The organism is Leucobacter japonicus (assembly GCF_001273855.1).
GTDB lineage: Bacteria > Actinomycetota > Actinomycetes > Actinomycetales > Microbacteriaceae > Leucobacter > Leucobacter japonicus.
On the sequence record NZ_JHBX01000106.1, the window covers coordinates 96071 to 116421 of the forward strand.

At 68.5% G+C, this 20351-nt stretch carries 19 protein-coding genes; 7 read left to right on the top strand and 12 right to left on the bottom strand.

The features are described from left to right. Positions 1 to 74: 74 nt before the first annotated feature. Genes AMS67_RS08270 through AMS67_RS08280 form a run of 3 tightly spaced genes read left to right on the top strand, consistent with a single transcriptional unit; the run spans position 75 to position 3216 of the window. Complete coding sequence (locus AMS67_RS08270; protein WP_053386944.1) at positions 75 to 689, top strand: DUF4956 domain-containing protein; 615 nt, start codon at positions 75 to 77, stop codon at positions 687 to 689. Further along, a complete protein-coding gene (locus AMS67_RS08275; RefSeq protein ID WP_075201280.1) occupies positions 686 to 1549 on the top strand; it encodes a VTC domain-containing protein in 864 nt (287 codons plus the stop codon). Before AMS67_RS08270 ends, AMS67_RS08275 begins: the two co-directional genes overlap by 4 nt. After that, entirely contained in the window at positions 1546 to 3216 is a 1671-nt protein-coding gene (locus AMS67_RS08280) for a carbohydrate-binding domain-containing protein (protein ID WP_053386945.1), read from the top strand. The genes AMS67_RS08275 and AMS67_RS08280 overlap by 4 nt, the downstream gene beginning before the upstream one ends. A 21-nt stretch (positions 3217 to 3237) precedes the next feature. On the opposite strand, the gene AMS67_RS08285 is transcribed toward AMS67_RS08280, so the two are convergent. The 5 genes from AMS67_RS08285 to AMS67_RS08305 all read right to left on the bottom strand — a co-directional run bounded on the left by AMS67_RS08285 (position 3238) and on the right by AMS67_RS08305 (position 7916). Next, the gene (locus AMS67_RS08285; protein WP_053386946.1) at positions 3238 to 4686 is read right to left on the bottom strand and encodes a mycothione reductase; all 1449 of its coding nucleotides are present in this window, start codon (positions 4684 to 4686) and stop codon (positions 3238 to 3240) included. A 46-nt stretch (positions 4687 to 4732) separates the two neighbouring features. Continuing rightward, complete coding sequence (locus AMS67_RS08290; RefSeq protein ID WP_053387034.1) at positions 4733 to 5677, bottom strand: ABC transporter substrate-binding protein; 945 nt, start codon at positions 5675 to 5677, stop codon at positions 4733 to 4735. A gap of 72 nt (positions 5678 to 5749) precedes the next feature. Continuing rightward, complete coding sequence (locus AMS67_RS08295) at positions 5750 to 6427, bottom strand: ABC transporter permease (protein WP_053386947.1); 678 nt, start codon at positions 6425 to 6427, stop codon at positions 5750 to 5752. After that, positions 6424 to 7107 carry an ABC transporter permease gene (locus AMS67_RS08300; RefSeq protein ID WP_053386948.1) on the bottom strand — a complete coding sequence of 228 codons (684 nt, stop codon included), beginning with the start codon at positions 7105 to 7107 and terminating at the stop codon, positions 6424 to 6426. Before AMS67_RS08300 ends, AMS67_RS08295 begins: the two co-directional genes overlap by 4 nt. Further along, the gene (locus AMS67_RS08305) at positions 7104 to 7916 is read right to left on the bottom strand and encodes an ABC transporter ATP-binding protein (RefSeq protein ID WP_053386949.1); all 813 of its coding nucleotides are present in this window, start codon (positions 7914 to 7916) and stop codon (positions 7104 to 7106) included. The genes AMS67_RS08300 and AMS67_RS08305 overlap by 4 nt, the downstream gene beginning before the upstream one ends. A gap of 167 nt (positions 7917 to 8083) precedes the next feature. Between AMS67_RS08305 and AMS67_RS08310 the strand changes: the two genes are divergently transcribed. Beyond that, the gene (locus AMS67_RS08310; protein ID WP_082305390.1) at positions 8084 to 8788 is read left to right on the top strand and encodes a lysophospholipid acyltransferase family protein; all 705 of its coding nucleotides are present in this window, start codon (positions 8084 to 8086) and stop codon (positions 8786 to 8788) included. Continuing rightward, positions 8785 to 10500, top strand: a complete 1716-nt coding sequence (locus AMS67_RS08315; protein ID WP_053386950.1) for an FAD-binding dehydrogenase — start codon at positions 8785 to 8787, stop codon at positions 10498 to 10500. The genes AMS67_RS08310 and AMS67_RS08315 overlap by 4 nt, the downstream gene beginning before the upstream one ends. A gap of 26 nt (positions 10501 to 10526) precedes the next feature. Here AMS67_RS08315 and ectB read toward each other — a convergent pair whose 3' ends face one another. From ectB to AMS67_RS08330, 3 genes are all read right to left on the bottom strand, one after another. Continuing rightward, a complete protein-coding gene (gene ectB / locus AMS67_RS08320; protein WP_053386951.1) occupies positions 10527 to 11792 on the bottom strand; it encodes a diaminobutyrate--2-oxoglutarate transaminase in 1266 nt (421 codons plus the stop codon). A gap of 341 nt (positions 11793 to 12133) precedes the next feature. After that, entirely contained in the window at positions 12134 to 13585 is a 1452-nt protein-coding gene (locus tag AMS67_RS08325; RefSeq protein WP_053386952.1) for a catalase, read from the bottom strand. A gap of 69 nt (positions 13586 to 13654) precedes the next feature. Next, positions 13655 to 14077 carry a Fur family transcriptional regulator gene (locus AMS67_RS08330; protein ID WP_053386953.1) on the bottom strand — a complete coding sequence of 141 codons (423 nt, stop codon included), beginning with the start codon at positions 14075 to 14077 and terminating at the stop codon, positions 13655 to 13657. Between the two features lie 145 nt (positions 14078 to 14222). Between AMS67_RS08330 and AMS67_RS08335 the strand changes: the two genes are divergently transcribed. Further along, on the top strand, positions 14223 to 15749 hold the full coding sequence (locus AMS67_RS08335; RefSeq protein ID WP_053386954.1) for a CotH kinase family protein: 1527 nt from the start codon (positions 14223 to 14225) through the stop codon (positions 15747 to 15749). Positions 15750 to 15788: 39 nt separating this feature from the next. Here AMS67_RS08335 and AMS67_RS08340 read toward each other — a convergent pair whose 3' ends face one another. Both AMS67_RS08340 and AMS67_RS08345 read right to left on the bottom strand, forming a co-directional pair. After that, complete coding sequence (locus AMS67_RS08340; protein ID WP_053387036.1) at positions 15789 to 16532, bottom strand: SDR family oxidoreductase; 744 nt, start codon at positions 16530 to 16532, stop codon at positions 15789 to 15791. A gap of 79 nt (positions 16533 to 16611) precedes the next feature. Next, complete coding sequence (locus tag AMS67_RS08345; protein WP_053386955.1) at positions 16612 to 17256, bottom strand: SDR family oxidoreductase; 645 nt, start codon at positions 17254 to 17256, stop codon at positions 16612 to 16614. 240 nt (positions 17257 to 17496) lie between these two features. Here AMS67_RS08345 and AMS67_RS08350 point away from each other — a divergent pair, with 240 nt between their 5' ends. After that, a complete protein-coding gene (locus AMS67_RS08350; RefSeq protein WP_053386956.1) occupies positions 17497 to 18045 on the top strand; it encodes a type 1 glutamine amidotransferase domain-containing protein in 549 nt (182 codons plus the stop codon). 46 nt (positions 18046 to 18091) lie between these two features. On the opposite strand, the gene AMS67_RS08355 is transcribed toward AMS67_RS08350, so the two are convergent. Both AMS67_RS08355 and AMS67_RS08360 read right to left on the bottom strand, forming a co-directional pair. Continuing rightward, the gene (locus tag AMS67_RS08355) at positions 18092 to 18592 is read right to left on the bottom strand and encodes a PACE efflux transporter (protein ID WP_206541752.1); all 501 of its coding nucleotides are present in this window, start codon (positions 18590 to 18592) and stop codon (positions 18092 to 18094) included. Positions 18593 to 18747: 155 nt separating this feature from the next. Further along, positions 18748 to 20331, bottom strand: a complete 1584-nt coding sequence (locus AMS67_RS08360) for a protein adenylyltransferase SelO (RefSeq protein ID WP_082305392.1) — start codon at positions 20329 to 20331, stop codon at positions 18748 to 18750. Positions 20332 to 20351 lie beyond the last annotated feature (20 nt).

A 20351-nucleotide genomic window follows, 5' to 3' on the forward strand; every position in this document is an offset into this window, starting at 1 on the left:
CATAGCATCACCGGTTCGAATGGATCCAGTATCCACCGGGGCCCCGCCCCACCGCCCTCGATCCTGGAGATCCCGTGACGTCCAGCACTCTCATCCTCATCGCCGTCGACCTCGCCGCAGCGCTCATCCTCACCTTCGGCATCTACTACCGCCGCCATCGCCGCCGCGACCTCGTCGTCGCCTTTCTCGGCGTGAACATCGGCGTACTCGCGGTCGCGACGGTACTGAGCACGGCTGAGGTCGCGCTCGGTCTCGGTCTCGGCCTCTTCGGGGTGCTCTCCATCATCCGTCTCCGCTCCTCGGAGATCTCGCAGCGCGAGGTCGCCTACTACTTCTCGGCGCTCGCGATGGGACTGCTCGGCGGGTTGAACACTGCCAGCCTGGTCACGCCGATCCTGTGCATCGCGCTCATTCTCATCGTCATGTGGGCGGCGGATCACCCGGCCCTGCTCGCACGCAGCCGACACCAGGTCGTGCGCCTCGATCGCGCGATCGTCGACGAACACGAATTGCGCGGCGAGATCGAGCAGCGGCTCGGCGCACGCGTGACCTCGCTCACCGTGCAGGATCTCGATTTCGTGAACGACACGACGCTCGTCGACGTGCGCTATCGGTTGCCCGCGCCGCCGGCACCGCAGATGCACACGGCGGGTCGCACTGCGGGGCGCACCCAGGTGGCAGCCCGATGACCGCCGAACTCAGCCGCATTGCCGGTTCCCTCGCGCCGATCGACCTCGACGAACTCGTCTCGGACGCGGCGCTCCTCACCCGCGTCGACCGCAAGTATCTGCTTCCTGCCGCCGATGCCGCGCACCTGCTCGCCGCCATCGACCCGGCCACCCGCGTGCTCGATATCGCCGGCGAACGCGCCTTCGCGTACGCCTCCGTGTACTTCGACACCCCGGATCGACTCAGCTACCACCTCGCCGCGCGACCGCGTCGGCGCCGCTTCAAACTGCGCACGCGCGCCTACCTGTCGAGCGACACCGCGTACCTCGAGATGAAGACGCGCGGCGGCCGCGGTGCGACGGTGAAGGATCGCATTCCCTATCTGACCGATCACCTCGACCGCCTGACTCCCGAGGGGCACCGCTACGTCGGGGAATCGCTGGAGACGATCGGGCTCGATCCGACGCTGACGCGAGAGATGCGCCCGACGCTCACTACGCGATATCGCCGCACCACACTCCTCGCCCCCGGAGGCAGCCGGGCCACCATCGACACCGAGCTCGATTGGATCGACGCCGGCGGCGAGCGCGTCGGCCTCCCCGCGCACGTGATCATCGAATCCAAGTCGGCGGGCCCCGCCACCGAGATCGACCGGGCGCTCTGGCGGCTCGGACATCGCCCGCAGGGCATCAGCAAGTTCGGCACCGGCACCGCAGCACTCCACCCCGAGCTGCCGAGCAACAAGTGGGCGCGCGTCCTGCGCGACATCTTCTCGGATGCCGACCATTCGGTTCCGCCTCGCGCCTCCTCCGCCGGTCCGATCCCCCGGCGCACCGCACCCCACCCCCACACCCCCGATTCCTTGGAGGACGCAGCATGACCCCCTCACTGAAACGCACCGTCCTCGCCGCCTCAGCCGTACTGCTCTGCGGCGGGCTCCTCGCCGGCTGCACTGCGATCACCTCGGCGGCGACCACGACCTCCGGGAGCGGCGGCTCGACCACCACGGCGGTCTCCGCGGCATTCACGGGCGATCTCAGCCCGGACGACGTGCTCGCCGCCAACGCGAACGCGACCACCGTGAACGATGACGAGTGGAAGCTCGACGACGCGGTGGACGTCACGCTGAACGGTGATTCGGCGACGAGCGAGAGCGACGCGGTCGCCGTCAGCGATGCGTCGGGCACCCCGACGCTCACCATCTCCGCTGCTGGCGTGTACCGGCTCGCCGGCAGCTTCGACGGCACCGTGGTGGTCGCCGCCCCCGACGACGCGCAGGTCGTGCTCGTGCTCGACGGCGCCACCATCACGAACACCGCGGGGGCGGCGATCGATGTGCAGACGGCCGACGACGTCGCACTGTATCTCGCCGACGGGTCAAAGAACGCGGTCTCCGACGCCTCGAGCTACGCCGACGACGCCGACGCCAACGCGGCGATCCACTCGCACGCCGATCTCACCATTTCCGGCACCGGCGCGCTCACCGTCGCCGGCAACGGCAATGACGGCATCGTGAGCACCGACGACCTCGTCATCCTCTCGGGCGCCATCACCGTGACGGCCGCTGACGACGCCCTCCGCGGCAAGGACTCACTCGTCGTCTCCGGCGGCACGCTCGACCTCACGGCGACCGGCGGCGATGGCTTGAAGAGCGATCAGGACTCCGACGACACCCAGGGGTACATCTGGGTGTCGGGAGGCACGATCGACATCACCGCCGGCGACGACGGCGTGCAGGCCCAGACCGATACCGTCATCTCGGGCGGCGACCTCACAGTGTCGGCCGTGGACGACGGCGTGAAGGGCGAGGCGATCGTATCGATCGGCGACGGCAGCGTGAACATCACGCAGTCGAACGAGGGCATCGAGGCCGCCGCGATCGGCATCGGCGGCGGCACGGTCTCGGTGACCTCCAGCGACGACGGGCTCAACGGTTCCGGATCGGCCGCTTCCGCGACCACCAGCACGGATTCGAGCGGCACCAGCGCCGAGAACGGGATGGGCGGCGGCGACATGGCCGACGGCGGTCAGCGCGTCGAAATCTCGGGCGGCACCGTCACCGTGAACGCCGAAGGCGACGGTCTCGACTCCAACGGCTCGCTCACGATCTCGGGCGGCACGATCACCGTGTACGGCCCGAGCGCCTCGATGAACGGCGCCCTCGATGCGAACGGCGATCTCTCGATCACGGGCGGCACCCTGGTAGCGTTCGGCAACGGCAGCATGGAGCAGTCGCCGAGCGACACCTCGGGCCAGGGGTGGGTGATGCTCACGGGGCAGGTCGCCGCGGGCGACACCGTCACCGTGGTCGACAGTTCGGGAGCGACCGTCGCCACCGCGACCGCGGCGAAGTCGGCGGGCGCGATCACCGCTTCTTCGGCAGACATCGCGACCGGCGAGTCGTACACCCTGCTCGTGAACGGCTCCGAAGTTGGCACCGCGACGGCCGGTGAGGCGGCCGCGGGGCAGGGCGGCGGCTTCGGCGGCGGGCAGGGCACTCCGACCGGTCAGGGTGGCGGCATGGGCGGCCCCGGTCAGCAGAACTGACCGGGTCTCCCCGCACACCGCTCAGAGCGGAGGGCGCACTCCTGTCGGCACATCGAGTCCGAGGAGCGCGTTCTCCGCGACCTCCATCAGCGCGGGGTGAATCCAGTACTGGCCGCGCGCAGCCGTGTGGGCGTCGATGCCGAAGCTCATCGCCGTCACCACGACCTGAATGAGGTTCGATGCCTGGTACCCCAGCACGTGCGCGCCCAGGATGCGCCCGTCACGACGGTCCGCGACGATCTTGAAGACGCCCGTGCGATCTTCCAGTGCCCACCCGTACGCGGTATCGCCGTAGGCCTGCACTTTGGTCGTCACGTGCTCGGCACCGATCTCGGCAACCGCCTCGGCCTCCGTCCAGCCCACCTGGGCGATCTCGGGGTCGGTGAAGATTGCTGCCGGGATCACCTCTTGTCGCGAGGGGCGAAGGTCATCGGGGTGCTCGAGATTGTGGGCGACCACGCGCGCCTCATGATTCGCGACGTGTTTGAGCTGCGCGGCCGAGCTGATGTCGCCGAGCGCGTAGAGCCCCGCGACGGGCTCGCCGCCCGAGAGCACACGCTGGAACGCGTCGACGGCGATCCGGCCGTCCTCGTGCAGATCGAGCCCGGCCTCTCGCGCGCCCACGAGATCGGAGTTCGGCGTGCGGCCCACCGCGACCAGCACGACATCGACCGCGATGCGTTCCGATGCGTTCGGTGATCCAGTAGCAGCGTTTCCCGAGGGCACCAGCTCCGCGACGACGCCCCCGTCATCGCCGAGGTGCACCGACGCGAGCTCGCGTTCGAGCCGCAGGTCCCACTGCCGAGCGGCCTCGCTGGTGAAGCGCTCCGCGATGTCCTCGTCGGATCGGCGCAGCAAGCGCTCCCCTCGGTGCACCTGCGTCACCTCCGAACCGAACGACGAGAAGATGTTCGCGAATTCGGCCGCGATGTATCCGCCGCCGACGACCAGCACGCGACGCGGCAGTTCGGGCAGCCGCATGATCGTGTCCGAGGTGTGCACCTGGGGCAGATCGATGCCCGGAACATCGGGCAGTACCGCGCGCGACCCCGCGGCGATGACGAGTTGCTTCGCTTCGACGCGGGTGCCGTCATCGGCGACGAAGCCGTGCGTTCCGGTCAGGCGCACGCGCTGCGAGATCAGCAAGACGTTGTCGAGCTCATCGCGTCGATAGCGTTCGCCCCCAGCCGAGATGGCATCGATCCTGCCGAAGATGCGATCGCGCATCCCCGGCCAATCGACCGAGTCGGTGTGCTGGGTCACCCCGAGTCGGGCAGCCTCCTCCGGCCCGCGCGCCAGCGCCGCCGGCCGCACGAACATCTTGGTCGGGATGCACCCGACGTTCAAGCAGGTGCCGCCGAACGTGCCCTGCTCCGCGATGGCGACCCGTCGGTCATCCCAGTACGGGGTGATGAGCGAGTTGCCCGATCCGGAACCGATGATGGCGAGGTCGAACGCAGCATTCTCCATGGGGAGATCCTACGGTCGACCCCGCCATCACGCGCGGGATGTTCGCTCAGAGGTTCTGCTTGGAGAGCCAATCCTTCGCGATGTCGGCGGCCGAGCGCTCGTCGTTCACGCTCTCCCCGTTCAACGACACCAGGTCTTCAGGGCTGAGCGCCGCATCGACATCGTTGATCACCTGCGCCGCCGCATCGTCGATCTTCTCGCTCGCGATCGGCACGACGTGCGAAGCGAGGAAGATGCCCTTCGTGTCTTCGAGCGTCACGAGATCGTTCGCCTGCAGCGAGGGGTCGGCCGAGTAGATGTTCGCGAACTGGATCGACCCGTCCTTGAGCGCCTTCACCGTCAGCGGGCCGCCGCTGTCTTCGATCGGCGTGAACTTGACGCCCTCGATACCGTAGGTCTTCGCCAGCCCGGCTGGCCCGTAGGGGCGCGTCTCCGCCTCGGAGTTCGACCCGAAGGTCAGCGGATCAGTGACCTTCTTCAGATCTTCGACGGTCTCCAGCTGCCACTTGTCGGCGAATTCCTTCGTGACGACATAGGTATCCTGATCGGTCGCGGGCGACTGATCGAGCACGCGAAGCCCCTCGGGCATGGCCTTCTCGAGCGCGGAGTAGACATCGTCGGACACGCGCTCTGGCGCATCCGGAACGAAGAACTGCAGCAGGTTGCCGGTGTACTCCGGGAAGAGATCGATCTTGCCCGCTTCGATCTCCGGGAGGTAGACCTCTCGCTGCCCGATGCGGAACTGGCGGTCGACGTCGAAATCTTTCGCTTCGAGCGCCTGCGCGTAGATCTCGGCGATGATCTCGTTCGAGTAGTAATCCTGCGAGCCGACGACGATGGTGCCGCCCTCGGATGAGCCGCCGGAGTCGGCCGAGCCGCTGTCGAGCGGGTCGCCGCTCGAGCAGCCGGTCAGCGCGGCAGTGATGGCGAGCGCGCCAGCGGCGAGCGCGGCTCCCCACCTGGCGGAGCGCAGTGCGGGTCGACGATGCATGATCGGGTCCTCTCGGTAGGTGATCTGATGGTCGTACGGTGTTCGGTGCCGGTCGGCGTTTGGATGGTGCATTCAGCCGGTGCGCGCGGGGAGCCGCGCGATCCGGCGGGCGGCGAGGCGTTGGCACGCCCCGAGCAAGATCTCGAGCACGATGGTCAGCGCGATGACGAGCAGCGCCCCCGCCAGCATCTGGCCGTAGTCGCGCGACTTCAGTCCGCTGAAGAGGTAGCGCCCCAGCCCGACGTCGGAGGTGTAGGCGGCCAGCGTCGCGGTAGACACCACCTGCAGAGTCGCAGCGCGGATGCCGCCAATCATGACGGGCAGCGAGAGCGGCAGCTCGACCTGCAGCAGCACCTGCGTCGGGCTGAACCCGATCGCCTGGGCCGCCGCCGGCACGGTGGGCTCGACGGCACTGACGCCCGCGTAGGCACCCGCGAGCAGCGATGGGATCGCCAGCACGATCAGGGCGAGCAACGGTGCCGTGATGCCGATGCCGAGCGCCAGACCGAAGAGCGTGAGCACGCCGAGCGTCGGCAGCGCCCGCGCAGCACCGGCGAGCGCGCCGACGGCACCCGCGCCTCGCCGCGTATGCCCGATGATCGCGCCGAGCGGCAGCGCGATGACACCGGCGATGACCAGCGCCGCGGCGGCGAGACCGAGATGCTGCAGCAGGCGGGTCGGAACGCCCCCGTCTCCCGACCAGTGGGCGGGGTCGGTGAGCCAGGCGATCGCATCGGCGAACAGATTCATGCGCGACGCACCTCCTCACGCACGGCGCTTGTGCGCGTGCCCGATGCGACGCGTCGCGACCACGGTGTCAGCACGCGCCCGATGACGAGCACGATGGCATCGAGCACGAGCGCGAGCACCACCGTCGCCACCACACCCGTCCAGATCTCCGCGAAGATGCCGCGCTGGAAGCCGTCCGTGAGGAGCGTGCCGAGACTCGGCACCCCGATCAGCGCCCCCAGCGTGACGAGGCTGATCGTCGACACCGAGACGACGCGCACGCCAGAGATCAGCACCGGCACCGACAGCGGAAGGTCCACGCGCCAGAACAGTTGCCGCGGTGCGTACCCGATCGCGACCGCGGCGTCGCGCAGCTGCCGATCGACCGAGCCGAACGCGTCGGCTGCGGTGCGCACGAGCAGCGCGACACCGTAGACGCTGAGCGCCACCACCATGGTCTGCCACGACCGCAGAGCCGTGCCGATCAGGGCCGGAATGATGATGAGCAACGGTAACGCCGGGATCGCGTAGGCGAGGGTCGCCACCGAGAGCAATGGGCCGCCCACCCGCGGGTGGCGAAAAGCGAGACGGCCGATCGGGATCGCGACGATCACGCTGATGATGATCGCCGGAACGCTCAGCACCAGGTGCGACAGTGCGAGCTGTGCCACGAACTCCCAGTTCGCGAAGAACCACTTCACGGTTCGAGCACTCCCACCGGGCGCCCGGCCGCATCGACCGCGATCCGCTGCCCCTCCGTCTGCACGACGTGCAGATGACGCTCGCCGCGGTCGGCTCCGACGAAATCACGCACGAAGTCATTCGCGGGGCTGCCCAGAATCTCGGCTGGCGTGCCGCGCTGGGCGATCCGGCCACCGGTCTCGAGCACCACGACCTCGTCGCCGAGGAGAAACGCCTCGTCGATGTCGTGGGTGACGAACAGAATGGTCTTGCCCAGCTCGGCCTGCAGACGCAGCAGCTCCTGCTGCAGTTCGCGCCGCACAATAGGGTCCACGGCGCCGAACGGCTCGTCCATCAGCAGAATGTTGGGGTCGGAGGCGAGCGCCCGGGCGACACCGACGCGCTGCTGCTGACCGCCCGAGAGTTGCGCGGGGTATCGCGAAGCGAGTGCGGGATCGAGCCCCACCCGCTCGAGCAAAGCCCCCGCCGCGAGTCGGGCCTCTCGGCGCGACGTTCCGGTGAGCACGGGTACCGCCGCGACGTTGTCTGCCACGGTGCGATGAGGCAACAAGCCGCCCTGCTGCAGCACGTACCCGATCGAACGGCGCAGCGCGACCGGGTTCTTGTCGCGCACGTCCTCGCCGTCGATCAGCACCCGCCCACTCGTCGGGTCGACCATGCGATTCACCATGCGCATCAACGTCGTTTTGCCCGAACCTGAGGACCCCACGAGCACAACGGCGCGGTGCGATGGAATCGTCAGCGAGAACTCATGCACCGCCGTCGCGCCGCCGGCATACACCTTCGACACCCGTTCGAACTCGATCACGTCGGCCCCTCCCGGTGCGTGCGCTTGAAGCAGCGCGTCGTTCCACCCTAATGCCGGTGCCCGCAATCGCCGCAAGCCCTTGTGACCGGATCGTGCCCTGCACTATGCATTTGCTGTGCACTCGTGGGCGTGTCTCGCACCGGGAGGCGCGGCGATAGTCTCGGAGCGTGCGTACCGCCGAACCTGCCGCAGCAGTCCCGTCACCCGGGCCCGTCTTCGTGATCGGGCGAGCCGTGCTGCGTCCGCTGCTGCGGCTCCGGTTTCAGCCCCGGGTGTCGGGCCGCGAGCATGTGCCCGAGGCGGGGCCGGTGCTGCTGGCGAGCAACCATCTCTCGGGGCTCGACACGATCCTCATCCCATCGTTTTCGCCGCGCACGGTGCAGTTTCTCGCCAAGTCGTCACTGTTCGCATCGCGCATCGGCGGTTGGTTCTTCCGGCAGATCGGCGCGATCCCGGTGCACCGAGAAGCGTCATCGGCCGCGCAGTCCGCGCTCGACGCCGGGCGCGACGTACTCGCCGCAGGCAAGGTATTCGCGGTGTTCCCCGAGGGCAGTCGCTCGCGCGACGGTCGGCTCTATCGCGGGCGCAGCGGCGCGGCCTGGCTCGCCCTCGAGACGGGGGCCGCAGTGGTGCCGGTGGGGCTGATCGGCACGAATCGAGCGCTGCGCAATCCAGCCACGGGCCGACCCGAGCGCGTCGAGGTGCGCTTCGGAGCCCCCGTGCAGCTGCACGATCTCGCCAAGCTACCCGCTGGTCGCGCCCGTCGTGAGGCCACGGAGCGCATTATGCAGGCGATTCACGACCTCACCGGTCAGGAGCACGCCGAAGAACACGCCGCAATCGACCCGCAACGAGGCACAATGGGGGCATGAACCCCAGCAACGCCGCTGATGTCATCATCGTCGGTGCCGGCCTCGCCGGCCTCGTCGCCGCTCGCGAGTGCGCCAGCGCGGGCTTGCGCACACTCATCATTGACCAGGAGGGGCCGCAGGATCTCGGCGGGCAGGCCTGGTGGTCGTTCGGCGGGTTGTTTCTCGTCGACTCCCCCGAGCAGCGCCGACTCGGCGTGCACGACTCGGCAGATCTCGCCTGGCAGGATTGGCGAGGAAGCGCGCAGTGGGATCGGCTCGGCACCGGCCCCGGTTCCGGCGACGGGGCGGCGCCGAGCGACGAAGACGTGTGGGCCGAGCGGTGGGGACGAGCGTACGTCGAGTTCGCCGCGGGCGAGAAGCGATCCTGGATTCGCGAAGCGGGCATCGATCTCACTCCGGTCGTGGGCTGGGCCGAGCGTGGCGATCTGACGGCGAGCGGACACGGCAATTCCGTGCCGCGATTCCACGTGCCCTGGGGCACTGGCACCGGAGTCGTGCAACCCTTCATCGATGCCGCGCACGAGGCGGTCGACCTCGGTCGCACCGAGATCAAACACCGGCACCGGTGCGACGAGATCGTCACCGAGGCGGGCATAGTCGTCGGAGTGCGCGGCACCGTGCTCGCGCCTGACACGACCCCGCGCGGTGCGGCCTCCAACCGCGTGCCCGCGGGTGAATTCGAACTGCGAGCGTCGGCCGTCATCATCACGAGCGGCGGGATCGGCGGTAACCACGACCTCGTGCGTCAGTACTGGCCCGAGCGCCTCGGCACGCCGCCGAACCGCATGGTCACGGGTGTCCCCGAATACGTCGACGGGCGCATGCTCGGCATCGCCGAGACCGCCGGAGCACGACTCGTGAACCGCGATCGCATGTGGCACTACACGGAGGGCGTGCGCAACTGGGCGCCCGTCTGGCCGGGCCACGCGATCCGCATCTTGCCCGGCCCCTCCCCGCTCTGGCTCGACGCCCTCGGTCGCCGTCTCCCGCTGCCCGGACTCCCCGGTCACGACACCCTCGGCACACTCAAGTTGCTGCGCACCGACCCGGCCATCGCACCCCACGACCACTCGTGGTTCATCGTCACGCACCGCATCGCGGCGAAAGAGTTCGCGCTCTCGGGGTCCGAGCAGAACCCCGATCTCACGTTCCGCGACCGCAAACTGCTGCTGCAGACGCGGCTCGGCTCGGGAGCGCCGGGCCCCGTACAGGCGTTCATCGACCGCGGCGCCGACTTTGTCTCGGCCGACTCAGTATCCGAACTCGTCGAGCGCATGAACGCACTCACTGACGCGCCACTGCTCGACGCAGTGGCCGTCGAGCGCGTCGTACGCGAGCGAGATGCGCAGCTCTCGAATCCGTTCTCGAAAGACGCGCAGATGCACAGCATCCGCAACTCGCGTCGTTACCTCGGAGACCGACTGACGCGCACCACTGCACCGCACCGGCTGCTCGACCCGGCGGCCGGGCCGCTCGTTGCGGTGCAGCTGCATGTGCTGACCCGCAAGAGTCTCGGCGGCATTCAGACCGACCTCGACTCGCGTGTGCTCGGAGCCGACGGCACGCCGATTCCTGGTTTGTTCGCCGCCGGCGAGGCCGCCGGATTCGGCGGCGGGGGCGTGCACGGCTACAACGCGCTCGAGGGCACCTTCTTAGGCGGGTGCCTGTTCTCAGGGCGCACTGCCGGTCGCGCGGTCGGCGCCGCGGGGTAAGCGCCGCCGGAGCCGGGCGACGGAGCCTACGCCGACAGGGCCGCGGCGAGCGACTCGCGCACGATCGCGATGCCGCGGTCGAGTTCGTCGGCAGTGATCGTGAGCGCGGGAAGGAACTTCAGCACCTCATCGCGTGCACCCGACGTCTCGATGACGACGCCGCGTGCGAACGCCTGCTGCGATGCCGCCCCGGCGAGTTCGGGTCGCGAAGGCGAGGCGAGGCCGCACATGAGGCCGCGGCCGCGCACCGTGAACGCGGCTTCGGGGAAGTCGGCGGCGATCGCTTCGAGCGCCGCACGCAACTGCTCGGCGCGCTCCGCGATCTGCGCGGTGAACGCGTCGTCGGCCCAGTAGGTTTCGAGCGCGACGCGTGCACTGACGAACGCGAGGTTGTTGCCGCGGAACGTGCCCGTATGGGCACCCGGCTTCCAGACATCGATCTCGGGGCGCAACAGCAGAATCGCCATGGGCAGACCGGATGCGGAGATCGACTTCGACACCGTGACCAGGTCGGGCACGATCCCCGAGTCTTCGAAGCTGAAGAACTGACCGCTGCGACCGACGCCCGACTGGATGTCATCGACGATCAGCAGGATGCCGTGCTGTGCGGTGATCGCGCGCAGGCGTCGCAGCCACTCGGCACTCGCGACGTTGATGCCGCCTTCGCCCTGAATCGCTTCGACAATCACGGCCGCCGGAAGATCGAGGCCCGAACCCGGGTCGTCGAGCATGCGCTCGAGCAGGTCGAGCGTGTCGATGCCCTCGCCCAGGTAGCCGTCGTAGGGCAGGCGCGTCACGTCGCCGAGCGAGACCCCACCGGCTGCGCGATACTTCTCATTGCCCGTCGCGGCGAGCGCGCCCAAGCTGAGGCCGTGGAACCCGTTCGTGAAGGCGACGACGTTCTGGCGCCCCGTCGCCTGGCGAGCGAGCTTCAATGCCGATTCGACCGCGTTGGCGCCGGTCGGGCCGGTGAACTGCAGCTTGTACTCCAGGCCGCGCGGAGCGAGCACGAGTCGCTGGAACGCATCGATGAAATCGCGCTTCGCCGAGGTCGCCATGTCGAGACCGTGGATGATGCCACCGCTCTGCAGGTACCCGATGAGCGCCTCGGTGAAGACCGGATTGTTGTGGCCGTAGTTCACGACACCGGCTCCGCTGAAGAAGTCGAGGTACTCGGTCCCGTCTTCCGCGGTCAGCACGGATCCCTGCGCACGCTCGAACACCACGGGGAAGGAGCGGATGTAGCCGCGCACTTCAGACTCGTACTGATCAAACACTGCAAGGTCGCTCATGGATTCGGCTTTCTCTCGGGCGCCCGCTTTCTTCGGCGAAGCGGGCGGCGGATGCGGTGGGCGCGGTGCGGGATCTCCGCGCGCGTCCGGGGGTCAGCGCGGGTGGAGTGCCGACGTTCCCTGCTATCGAGGATAGGCCGTGTTTGCGGCGTTTCGGGCCAACCGCCCCGCACGATCACCCTGACCTCTCGCGACGATGCCCCCGAGCCGCGCCGCTGGCACCCGAGCCGCGCTCGCCTCTGCCAGTTGCCGAACGCTCCCCAAGTTGCCGAGCGCCCCCGAACTGCACGCGCAGATCGGAGGCGCTCGGCGACTTCAGGGGCGCTCGGCGAAGGGAGGGGTTACTCGCCGGCCCCGAGGCGCTGGCGCAGCGCAGCGCCGAGCTCGGCGTCGACCTGCGTCCAGTAGCCGATGGCGCGCTCGCGAATCTCCGCGCGCTGCACCCCGCCGACGGCGCCCGTGATGGTGTCGAGGAAGCGATCCTTCGCCGCCGCATCGAACACGTCGCGGTACAGCGTGCCCGCCTGACCGAAGTCGTCGTCTTCGGCATGCAGCGACGCCGCGGTGCGCACGAGGTCACCGTCAGACTCCCACGACCCCGCCCCGGCAGCCTGCGCATCGGCGACGGGGCCGCCTGCCGAGTTCGGAGCGTAGACCGGGGTGCTCGGCGCGTTGAAACCGTGACGCTGCGCGCCGTCTTGCGAGTAGTTCGCCACCGGTGCCACCGGAGCGTTCACCGGAATCTGGTTGTAGTTCGTGCCCACGCGGTAGCGCTGCGCGTCAGGGTACGAGAACACGCGCGCCATGAGCATGCGGTCGGGCGAGATGTCGATGCCGGGCACCGTGTTCGCCGGAGAGAACGCGGCCTGCTCAATCTGCGCGAAGAAGTTCTCGGGGTTGCGGTTCAGCGTGTGCACCCCGACCTCGATCTTCGGGTAGTCGGCGTGCGGCCACACCTTGGTGAGATCGAACGGGTTGAAGCGGTAGATCTTCGCCTCTTCGTAGGGCATCACCTGCACCGAGACCTTCCACGCGGGAAAGTCGCCGCGCTCGATCGCGTCGAAGAGATCACGGCGGTAGTAGTCGGCATCGGCACCGGCGATCGCCTCGGCCTCGGCACCCGTCATCTCCTGGTTGCCCTGCAATGCATCGAAGTGGTACTTCACCCAGAAGCGCTCGCCGGCCTCGTTGATCCACTGATAGGTGTGCGACCCGAACCCGGGCATGTGACGCCACGAGAGTGGCAGACCGCGGTCGCCCATGAGGTAGGTCACCTGGTGGGCGGATTCGGGCGAGAGGGTCCAGAAATCCCACTGCATGTCGGCGTCGCGCAGGCCCGATCCGGGCAGACGCTTCTGCGAGTGAATGAAGTCGGGGAACTTGATGCCGTCGCGAATGAAGAAGACCGGGGTGTTGTTGCCCACGATGTCGTAGTTGCCCTCAGCGGTGTAGAACTTCACCGAGAAGCCGCGCACGTCGCGCCAGGTGTCGGGTGAACCCTGCTCCCCCGCGACCGAGGAGAAGCGCTGCACCGTCTCGGTGCGCGCACCCGGCTGGAACACCGCGGCACGCGTGTACGCAGAGACATCGCCGGTGACGACGAACTCGCCGAACGCGCCGCCACCCTTGGCGTGCACGATGCGCTCCGGGATGCGCTCGCGATTGAACTGGGCCAGCTTCTCGACGAGATAGCGGTCATGGAGGGCGATTGCGCCGTCGCGCCCGGCTGCGAGCGAGTGCTCGTCGCTGGCGACCGGGGTGCCGGTCTGCGTGGTGGTCTTGGGATTACTCATGAGGCTCCTCCAGGAGTTTCAGGCACGACGAACACCGCCCCGTCACCGGGGGCGCTGGTGCGTGTTCGCCTATGCAGCCAAAACGGCGCACTCGGGGCAGATGCCCCAAAACGTCACTTCGGCGGTCTGTACGGTGAACCCGGCCGTGGTGGACGGGGCGAGGCACGGCGTGTGACCGACAACGCAATCGATATCGGCGACCGCTCCGCACTGGGAGCAGACGACGTGATGATGGTTGTCGCCCACGCGTCGCTCGTAGAGCGCCGCGGAACCTGCCGGCTCGATCCGGCGGGTGAGGCCCGCCGTCGTCAGGTCCGCGAGAATGTTGTGCACCGACTGGATCGAGGTGGTCGGCAATGCGCTCACGACCACTCGGAACACGTGCTCCGCGTCCGAGTGGGGCATGGAGGCGAGCGCCTCGAGCACGGCGAGCCGGCCAGCGGTCGCACGCAAACCGGCACTGCGCAATGCCGTTTCGTTGCTCGTCTCCATACCGATCACCCTACCCACCTATTTTGAGTAATTCAAATAAAGCGCGCAAATCGCGCCCTGTGATTCTCGCACGACATGAGGAGTTCTCACGCCCGATCCAGTTGCGCCATAGTGTGCTCATAGGGCAATCGGGTGTTGTAGACACATGACCCCCGAGCAGCCTTCGATTCCCCCGCACGACACCAGCCCCGCTCGACGCCCGAAACGCCGACGGTCGATGCGCGCGACCACCGCAATTGCCGCGGCCCTCGTGCTGGCCGGAATCTCAGGCGTCGCGGGCTGCAGCGCTGTAGCCGCCGCGATGCAGGCCACCGACTCCGATGCGTCTGACGCCAGCGAATCCGCACGCGCATCAGCGTCGGCCGCCAGCACCTCCACCCTGTGGGATGCCTCGCAGGTCCACACCATCGACCTCGCCTACGACGCCGACGACTACGACGCCCTGATCGCCGCGTACCTCGATTCGGGGAGCAAGGAATGGATCTCCGCCGACGTCACCATCGACGGCACGACCTATCAGAACGTCGGTCTCAAACTCAAAGGCAACTCGTCGCTGCGCTCGCTCTCGACCAGCGAAGATGCGACGCTGAGCTCCGCGAACCCCCAAGACCTCCCGTGGATCATCCGTCTCGACAAGTACGTCGATGGCCAGAACCACGAGGGGGCGACCGAGCTCGTCGTGCGCGGCAACTCGTCGGAGACCTCGCTGAACGAGGCGCTGGCCCTTGACCTGCTGCGCGAATCGGGCCTCGCAACCGAACAGGCGACCGCCGTGCGCTTCAGCGCCGACGGCTCTGACGCCTCCCTGCGCCTCGTCATCGAGAACCCCGACGACGACTGGATGGAGCGCGAGCTCGGCGACGGCCTCCTCTACAAGGCCGATGCCTCGGGAGATTACAGCTATCGCGGTGACGACGAGAGCTCGTACACCGACGTGTTCGACCAGCAGGGCGGCGACGACGATCTCACCCCGTTGATCTCGTTCCTGCAGTGGATCAACGAGTCAGACGACGACACGTTCGCGGCGGATCTCGACGAGCATCTCGACGTGCAGTCATTCGCGACGTACCTCGCGTTCCAGGATCTGGTGCAGAATTCCGACGACATCGACGGCCCCGGCAACAACTCCTACCTCTACTACGACCCCGACACGACGCAGATGACCGTGGTGAACTGGGATCTGAACCTCGCGTTCGGGGCCAGCCCCGGCGGCGGAATGGGCGGCGGTGCCGGCTTCGACGGTGGCGGTGGTGGCGACACCGACGGTGCCGGTTTCGGCGGCGGCATGCCCCCGGGCGGGCAGGATCGCCCGACCGACGACGATGCGAGCACCGACGGCGGGTTCGCGCCGGGTGGCGCGGGCCCCGCTGGAACCGCGGACGACACTGACGACGCTGGCGGAACTACCCGTGCCGGTGGCAATGCCGGCGGCGGCATGGGGTCGATGGGCGGGTCGAACATCTTGGTCGAGCGCTTCATGGACGTGCCGGAGTTTGCTGCGCTCGTCGATGCGGCGTCGGCGTCACTGCAAGAGAACCTGGTGGACTCGGGTGTCGCGCAGGAGCTGCTCGACACCCGAACGCAGACGCTGCTCGACGATGCCTCGGATCTCGTGGACTCGGCGACGATCCAGGAGGAATCGGACGCTCTGTCTGCCGCCCTCGGCAAGTAGATCGGTGCGGGCCGGGACATCGCCCCGGCCCGATCGGGTTCAGCCTCTCGGGCCGCCCGCCACGTACAGCACCTGACCCGATACGAAACCGCTCTCGGGGGCAACGAAGAACGCGACCGCGTTCGCGATATCGTCGGGCGACCCGACGCGACGCACCGCGGTGGCTGCGGCCTCGCGCTCGACCAACTGCTCGAACGGCACGCCCACGCGCTCGGCCACGCTGCGGGTCATGTCGGTGACCGTGAAGCCCGGGGCCACCGCGTTCGCCGTGACGCCGAAGCGCCCGAGCTCGAGCGCGAGGGTTTTCGTGAACCCCTGAATGCCGGCCTTTGCGGCCGAATAGTTCGCCTGCCCCGCGTTGCCGAGCGCAGACGTGCTCGACAGGTTGACGATGCGCCCCCACTTCGCAGCGACCATGTGCCGCTGCACTTCGCGGCTCATGAGGAACGCGCCGCGAAGGTGCACGTTCATGATCGTCTCCCACCCCTCGACCGTCATCTTGAACAGCAGGTCGTCGCGCAGCACGCCCGCATTGTTGACGAGAATCAGTGGGGCCCCGAGCGCATCGACCACCCCGGCGACGCCCGCCCGCACCGAGCCCTCGTCGCTGACGTCGACCTCGAAAGCTGCCGCTGCTGCCGCATCCCCGGTCTCGGCCCGCACCAGATCGGCCGTCTGCTCGGCACCGGCGAGATCACGGTCGAGCACCGCGACCCGCGACCCCCGCCGCGCGAGCTCGAGAGCGATCGCTCGCCCGAGCCCGCGGGCGCCACCGGTAACGATCGCGACGGCAGCGGGGGCATGCTGACCGCTATCAGCTCGCTCCGAGCCTGAAGCTCCCGGCGTCGGCGTCGGCTCGGGCTCAGTCACGCACCGCCTCCGCGATCGGGGTCTGACCCGAATTGAACCGGATGGTGCGGCGCACGGTCGAGTCGTCGACGAGCACCGCGGCGATGACGCCGGCGACGTCGGCCCGGGCCACGCTCGACGACTGCTCGGCCTGCGTGTCGACGGCGCCGGTTGCCGGGTCAAGCGTCAGGCTGCTGGGCCCCAGCACCGTCCAGTCGAGTGCGGTCGCGCGCAGGTGCTCATCGGCGGCCGCCTTCGCTTCGGCATAGGCGAAGAACGAGTGCTCGGGGTCGACACCGTGATCGAGCGATGCGCCGAAGTACGACACCATCACGTAGCGCTGCACGCCCGCGCGTTCCGCGGCCTGCATCGTGCGAATCGCCGCATCGCGATCGACCGCCCAGGTGCGCTGGGGGTCTCCCCCGCCGGCACCCGCCGACCACACCACGGCGTCATGGCCGCGAATCAGATCTGCGAGCGCATCGGTGTCGAGCTGTTCGACGTCGGCGACGAGGGGCTCGGCACCGGCAGCGCGCACCTCGTCTGCATGGTCGGGGTTGCGAATCACCGCCGTCACCGCATCACCGCGCTGCGCGAGCAGCGGTTCCGTGAGAAGTGCGATCTTGCCGTGTCCGCCGAAGAGAATGATCTGTGCCATGCGGCCCACACTACGCCGGGCCGCCGACACTGCTCCAGGGGTGTTCGCTGCGAACGATCGGAACGATCAGGGGCTGGCGATCCGGCACCGAATTCGCTAAACCGCTCCTAGCGCTCGCGCCGTCGATGCGCAACGGGGTGATGCGCATCGCGGTGCCCTGATGAGGTGGTGATGTCGGCCTCGGGTGTTCCGGGGTCGACGCCACAGCACCCGCACTCGTACGCCTCAGGAGGCCTCCAGATGTCACATCTCACCGGAAAGCGCGTCGCCATTCTCGCCACGGACGGGTTTGAGGATTCGGAGTTGACGAGCCCGCTCTCGGCGGTCGTCGAGCACGGCGCCGAGGCCGTGGTGATCTCCACTCAGACTGGCACGATCACTGGCAAGAACGGCCACGAGCAGGAGGTGTCTCTGGCCTCGGCCGATGCTCGAGCCGAGGAGTTCCACGCACTCGTGCTGCCGGGTGGGGTCGTCAACGGTGATCAGATTCGTCTCGACGCCGCCGCAGTCAGCCTGACGCGCGATTTCTTCGCGCAGCACAAACCGGTCGCGGCCATCTGCCACGGCGGGTGGATTCTCGCCGACGCCGACGTGCTGCAGGGCCGAACGGTCACCTCATACCCGAGCCTGCGCACCGACCTGCAGAACGCGGGAGCGACGTGGGTCGATGAGGAGGTCGTCGTCGACCAGGGCCTGGTGACGAGCCGCACTCCCGACGATCTGCCGGCGTTCAACGCCAAGCTGGTCGAAGAGATCGCGGAGGGCAAGCACGCCGGTCAGAGCGCGTAAGCCGCCGACGCCCGCCGGTTCGGGCTGCCGCAGACCGCAGTCGCCGTTACTGCCCGACCGCGGTCTGCGGCAGCCCGAACACCCGGTCGAAGGCCCACGTGTACGCGACCGTGAAGGCGAGGAAGAACACGAGGAGCCCGCCCTCGATCGCCAGCGCCTCGAGCAGCCCGATGCCGAGCAGCGCGGCGACGAGCGGGATCGTGACGAGCAGCACCCCGCCCTCGTACCCGATGGCGTGCACGGCGCGGGAGCGCACCCCGCGGCCGGTCGCCCCGGTGCGGCGTTCGAACGCTTCGAAAACGGTGTTCCAGAGGTAGTTCCACAGCGTCGCGACGGTGGAGACGAGGATCGCTGTCACCGTCGACGCTTCACCGCCATGCCCGAGCAGCGCACCGAGCACGAACACGGTGAACAGCACGCTGAGGGTTTCGTAGCCGCCGACGAACGCGATTCGTCGCAGCCGGGATCGGCCGATAAACCAGCCGAGCGGCGCAGTGGGGGCGGTGGGACGAGCGGATTGCTCCGCGGTGTGGCCTGGGGAGGTCACGGGTATCACTCCAGTCGAATGCGCGATTCGGGTTCAGATCATCATCTGAACGCACGGTCGACTTCGCGCACAACTGGATCATGTCACAACGAATTCAGTTGAGAATTACGAAAAGAGCAACTGAAACCGCATCATGTGTGATGCGCACCCGCACCCTACGTGCCGCAGAAGGTCACGTGCGCCGGGCCACCCACAGGAGCCGGCCGCTCGTAGCGCTCGAACCCGAGACGCGACTCGAATGGGTGCTGGAGCACGCTCAACAACGTCTCGTATGGCTCGAGATCGCCGGCCACCGCGGCGTCGAGCGCCTCCTCGACCAGGTGATTGCGGGGAATGTAGACGGGGTTCACCCGATCCATCGCCGCGGCGTCAGGGTCGCCCGCTCGCCAGCGCTCGAGCCACGGCCCCGCCGCCTCGCCGAGCGGGAAGGCCGCTTCGAGTGCGGCACTGTCGCCACGCACCGACGATGCGAGCGCACGGAAGAAGCTGGTGTAGTCGATCGAGTGGCGCTGCAGGTCTGCGAGCATCTCCGCGGTCAATTCCGCAAGCGCGCCCTCATCGATCGCGGCACGAGCGGCCACGCCGCCGAGGCCGAGTTTCTCGCGAATGCCCGCCATCCACGCGGCGTTGTAGAGCTCGCCGAAACGGTCGAGCGACGCAACGGCCGCATCTTTCGCCGCATCGACCTCTTCGCCGAGCAGCGGCAGCAACGACTCGGCGAACCTGGTCAGGTTCCACAGCGCGATCGACGGCTGATTGCCGAATGCATAGCGCTTCTGCGCGTCGATCGAACTGAAGGCCGCGCCCGGGTCGAACGCGTCGATGAACGCGCAGGGCCCATAGTCGATCGTCTCGCCCGAGAGCGTCATGTTGTCGGTGTTCATCACGCCGTGCACGAACCCGACGAGCACCCACTGGGCGACCAGCTGCGCCTGCACCGCGATCACGTGATCGAGCAGCGCGACCGCGGGCACCGCGGCGGGTGCGACGCCGCCAGGCGCAAGCTTGGGCGCGTGGCGTTCGAGGGCGTACTCGACAAGCCGCGACAGCAGTTCGCGATCGTCGAGCGCGCGCGCGAACTGCACGCTTCCGACGCGCAGGTGACTGCTCGCCACCCGCGCCAGCACCGCCCCCTCGAGCAGTTCGCCATCGCGGGCGAGGCGGCGACCCGTAGCGACCACCCCGAGCGCACGGGTGGTGGGCACGCCGAGGGCGTGCATCGCCTCGCCCATCAGGTGCTCGCGCAGCATCGGCCCGACTGCGGCGAAGCCGTCGACACGGGAGAACGGCGTGCGCCCCGATCCCTTGAGATGCAGATCTCGCAGCGCACCGGAGGGATCACGCACTTCACCGAGCAGCAACGCGCGACCATCGCCGAGCCGTGGCGAATACGCCCCGAACTGATGCCCGGCGTAGGCCTGAGCGACCGGCTCGGCGCCCGCCGGCAGCGCATTGCCGAGCAGCAGGCGCACGCGCGCGTCGCCCACGAGCCGCTCACCGTCGATGCCGAGCGACGCCGCGAGCGCATCGTTCCAGACCAGCAGGCGCGGCGCATCCGGTCGCAGCGCTCGCCAGGGCGCGGAGAGTTCGGGCAACCGGCTGGCGAAGTCGTGCTCGAGCACGATGCCGGTGTCAGCAGACAGCACCTCGACGGGTTCGCCAGGCGCCCCGGCTGCAATCGCCGCTGCCGCCGCGGCCTCGGCTTCGGCGGGGGTGGTGCGTCGGCGCGGTTCAGACATGCGGCGAGTCTACGCTCGCC